Raw genomic sequence first — 4,804 nt, 5'->3', positions numbered from 1 at the left:
ATATCCAACTTAATTATCTAAAGAGCATACAGCAGATCAATGAAACTGTAACGCTTATCAATTCACTAATTAGCAAATAAGACATTCTATGAAACGTAATATAAATAAGTTGTTTTTTGGCGTTTTAATCGCTGGAGCTTTAATTTCTTTTTATGCCTGTACAAACAATCATAAAGAAGGAGATGGGCATAATCACGATACACCGTCGGAAACATCATCAGATGAACACGAAGAAGAAAACGCGGTCACACTTACCGATGAGCAAATAAAAACAGTAGGTATTGAAATCGGTTCAATTGAACAGAAACAATTATCTGCCACGATGAAAGCCAACGGCTTCTTAAGAGTTCCTAATACCAATAAGGCTAATGCGACGTCCCTGTTCGGGGGAATAATAAAAACGCTTAATGTAGAAATTGGAGATTACGTAAAGAAAGGACAAGCGATTGCTACTATTTCTAATCCGCAATTTATACAGCTACAGGAGGAATATCTAACGATCAATAGCGGAATAGTATTCGCAGAACAAGAACTCACAAGACAAAGAGACCTGAACGAAGGGAATGTAGGTGCAAAAAAGAATTTGCAAAGTGCGACAACCGAATTGAATACTTTAAGAACCCGAAAAGCATCATTGCAACAGCAAATACAGATGATGGGTATTAATCCGGCTTCCTTATCAAATTCCACCCTTAAATCATCATTGATAGTTACAAGTCCCATAAATGGAATAGTTAGTGACGTTTTTGCCAAGATTGGAAGCTATGTAGATGTCTCTTCGCCTATTGCAGAATTGGTAGAAAACAGTGCTTTGCATTTAGATTTACAGGTATTTGAAAAAGATGTTCCTTTAATCAAAGTTGGTCAGAAAATAGACTTTATTGTAACAAACAGCCCGAACAAAAGATATACTGCAGAAGTATATAATATAGGTTCTTCTTTCAATAGTAATAGCAAGACTATTGCTGTGCACAGTAAGGTTATTGGGGATAAAACAGGACTTATAGACGGGATGAATATAACAGGTATGGTAAATCTGGATGGCGCTTTAAATCCATCTGTGCCAAATGATGCAATTGTCAGTGCCGATGGTAAGTATTATATCTTTTTGGTCAAAGAACAGGAAGAAGAACCACATGACCATATAGAAGGCGAAAGTCACGACCACAGTTCGGAAAAAGGCACACATTTTGAAAAGATAGAAGTGATGAAAGGTGCTACGGAATTAGGTTATACGGCTATTACACCCGTTAATGAAATTGCCGAAGGGACACATGTCGTTGTAAAAGGTGCATTTTTTGTAAATGCCAAATTATCTAATACAGGCGGACATGAGCATTAAAAATTAGAAACTATGATTTGGTTAAAATTTTATTTGCCTTTGTATTTGGTGTTGTATATGATGGTAGCTTTTGTGCTACCGTCATACCGCACCTTTAAGCAAACAGGCATCAACCCTATAACATTCGGCAAAACGGATAATGCACACGATTACATCGGTTTTGTGATGAAAGTATTGATAGTCTTACTTTTCGTAGCTATATTCATTTATTCATTCAGCGATAAAGCATATCAATATGTAGTGCCGATTTCTTATCTAATGAAAGACGTGTTTTTGATAATTGGCTTAACGCTGATACATCTTTCACTACTCTGGATTTCGCTTGCTCAATATCAAATGAGCAACAGTTGGCGTATTGGTATAGACGAAAATATTAAAACCGAATTAATAACAAAAGGCTTATTCTCTTATAGCAGAAATCCGATTTTTTTAGGAATGACAATCAGCGTTACAGGAATATTTTTCATACTGCCCAATGCGCTTACATTTTTCGTGATGCTATCCACTTATATCGTTATCCAAATTCAGATAAGATTGGAAGAAGAATTTTTAGAGAAACAACACGGACAAGAATATTTATCCTATAAACAAACTACTAAAAGATTACTATAATGGAACACAAACATAAGTACGATCAACAAGGTAAACAGCTTTGTTGTACACCTCAAGAAGAAAAAATATATACCGATGCCGATGCTAAAAAGCTTTTGGAAAAACATCACGTCGACGATGGACATACCCCCGAACACACCGATGATGACGGTCATAACCACGGAAGTACCGATAAATCTACCTTTCAAATGTTCTTACCTGCTATCATCAGTTTTGTATTATTGATGATTGCCATTACTTTCGATAATTGGCTTTCTCAATCTTGGTTTACTGATTGGATAAGAATTGTTTGGTATGTGGTAGCGTATGCACCTGTTGGATTACCCGTAATTAAAGAAGCATTTGAAAGCATCAGAAAAGGCGATGTGTTTTCAGAATTTTTATTGATGAGCATTGCCACCATCGGAGCTTTTGCCATTGGCGAATATCCGGAGGGTGTTGCCGTAATGTTGTTTTATGCCGTTGGCGAAGTATTCCAAACATTGGCAGTAACAAGAGCTAAGGCAAATATTAAAACCTTGCTCGACCAACGTCCCGATGAAGTAACTGTTTTAGAAAACAATCAAGCAAAAACAGTAAAGGCAGAAAGTGTAAACATTGGCAATATTATCCAATTAAAACCCGGAGAAAAATTAGGCTTAGATGGCGAATTATTATCCGAAACTGCATCATTCAACACCGCTGCACTTACAGGAGAAAGCAAGCCGGATACCAAAACCAAAGGCGAAACCGTATTGGCAGGAATGATAAATCTAAACACCGTTGCACAGGTAAAAGTAACAACGGCTTATACTGATAGCAAGCTAAGCAAAATTTTAGAATTGGTACAAAATGCCACCGCACAAAAAGCACCAACAGAATTATTCATCCGCAAATTTGCAAAAATCTACACACCGATTGTTGTGTTGTTGGCTGTGCTAATTACTATAGTTCCTTATTTTTTTGTAGGCGATTACGTATTTAGTCAATGGTTGTACAGAGCATTGGTGTTTTTGGTTATTTCTTGTCCTTGCGCCTTGGTCATTAGTATTCCTTTGGGTTATTTTGGCGGAATTGGTGCTGCTTCAAAAAATGGGATTTTATTCAAAGGAAGTAATTTTTTAGATGCACTTGCCAATATCCAAAACGTTGTAATGGATAAGACAGGCACAATGACGGAGGGTGTTTTTAAAGTACAAGAAGTTGTATTAAAATCTGAATTTGATAAAAACGAAATCCTGAAAATGGTAAATGCTTTAGAGAGCCAAAGTACACATCCAGTTGCTACCGCTATACATCAATATGTAGGTGAAATTGATAGCTCGATAAAGTTAGAAAATACAGAAGAAATTGCAGGTCATGGTTTGATAGCTAATGTAAATGGAGAAGAATTATTAGTAGGAAATTTTAAGTTGATGGATAAATTCAATATCAATTATGATTTAGACCCAACCACAATTGTTTACACTTTAATTGCCATTGCTTACAATGGAAAATTTGTAGGTTACATTACCATTGCCGACAGTATAAAGGAAGATGCACAACTAACTATTGACAAGTTAAAAGCATTAGGAGTAAAAACCACAATGTTGAGCGGAGATAAAAGCACCGTAGTAAAATTTGTTGCCGATAAATTAGGAATTAATAATGCCTTCGGCGATTTACTACCTGAAGATAAAGTAAATAAAGTAAAAGAAATCAAAGCCAAAAGTGAAACTGTAGCATTTGTAGGTGATGGAGTGAACGATGCACCAGTAGTAGCTTTGAGCGATGTTGGTATTGCAATGGGCGGTTTGGGTAGCGATGCTACTATTGAAACAGCCGATGTAGTTATTCAGGATGATAAACCGAGCAAAATACCGATGGCAATCAAAATCGGTAAGCAAACTAAGAAAATTGTTTGGCAGAATATTACGTTGGCATTTGCGGTAAAAGGAATTGTACTAGTTCTGGGAGCAGGTGGTTTGGCTACAATGTGGGAAGCCGTTTTCGCTGATGTGGGTGTTGCATTATTGGCAATTTTAAACGCTGTACGCATACAACGCATGAAATTTTAATGGACAAGTCAATTTATGAAAAATAGGGAGTAATTTTAATTTACTCCCTCGGGAGAAGGTGTAACGTAGTTTTTAATATATTTGTAAAATGAAGCATTTATCATTCATATTAGCATTAATGGTCTTGGTCTTATCGACTTTGCCAGGCTTTATGGAAGATAAATGCTTTGACGTCATACATCAAACAACAAATAGTCAAGAACAAGATAGCGACGATTGCGGTATGGAATGTTGCTCTCCTTTTTCTAAATGCAATACCTGTACTGGATTTGTAATTACTTCCTTTTATGCTTTAACAACCAATTATGTCCAACAACCTAAAAAGAAATTAGGTGTAATAACAGCGTCAGCTGTTTCAGACTTCCTCTCTTCCATTTGGCAACCCCCTAAAATTAATTAATGTTTTTAGTGTCTTCGGCACAATAACAGATTACGGTGCTACAAACCGTCAATTCTTATTTTTCAAACATTAATAATTTTTCAGACAATGAAAAAAATACTCTTTATGTCATTTTTTATGACACTAAATCTCTGTGTTTTCGCGCAAAACACTTTAAATGCTGTTGTTAAAGACAGTGAAAACAAAAATCTTTTGATTGGAGTGACAGCATCTATAAAAGGAACCTCGCTTGCCGCTACATCAAACGAAAAAGGTCTCATCATAATAGAAAATATTCCTGACGGGATACAGGAAATACATTTCAGCTATATCGGTTTTAACGACCATATTGATACATTGGAATTCCCATTAAAGAACATCAGCGTTATTGAAATCTTACTCAAAGAAAATTCAGAGGAATTAGAAGAAGTGGTT

5 protein-coding genes are annotated in these 4,804 nt (G+C 36.0%); all 5 read left to right on the top strand.

The features are described from left to right. The first annotated feature begins 88 nt into the window (after positions 1-88). Complete coding sequence (locus tag HP439_RS17700; protein WP_172391662.1) at positions 89-1,342, top strand: efflux RND transporter periplasmic adaptor subunit; 1,254 nt, start codon at positions 89-91, stop codon at positions 1,340-1,342. 12 nt (positions 1,343-1,354) lie between these two features. Beyond that, the gene (locus HP439_RS17695) at positions 1,355-1,954 is read left to right on the top strand and encodes a methyltransferase family protein (RefSeq protein ID WP_172391661.1); all 600 of its coding nucleotides are present in this window, start codon (positions 1,355-1,357) and stop codon (positions 1,952-1,954) included. After that, positions 1,954-3,990, top strand: coding sequence for a heavy metal translocating P-type ATPase (locus HP439_RS17690; protein WP_172391660.1), 2,037 nt, complete (start codon positions 1,954-1,956; stop codon positions 3,988-3,990). The genes HP439_RS17695 and HP439_RS17690 overlap by 1 nt, the downstream gene beginning before the upstream one ends. A gap of 88 nt (positions 3,991-4,078) precedes the next feature. Next, a complete protein-coding gene (locus tag HP439_RS17685) occupies positions 4,079-4,390 on the top strand; it encodes a hypothetical protein (RefSeq protein ID WP_172391659.1) in 312 nt (103 codons plus the stop codon). A gap of 105 nt (positions 4,391-4,495) precedes the next feature. Continuing rightward, positions 4,496-4,804 (top strand): carboxypeptidase-like regulatory domain-containing protein (locus HP439_RS17680; protein ID WP_246229406.1); only part of this gene is annotated, 309 nt, incomplete at its 3' end.

The sequence above is a fragment of the Sphingobacterium shayense genome, assembly GCF_013179575.1.
Taxonomy (GTDB): Bacteria; Bacteroidota; Bacteroidia; order Sphingobacteriales; family Sphingobacteriaceae; genus Sphingobacterium; species Sphingobacterium shayense.
This window is presented reverse-complemented; position numbering and strand designations above follow the sequence as displayed.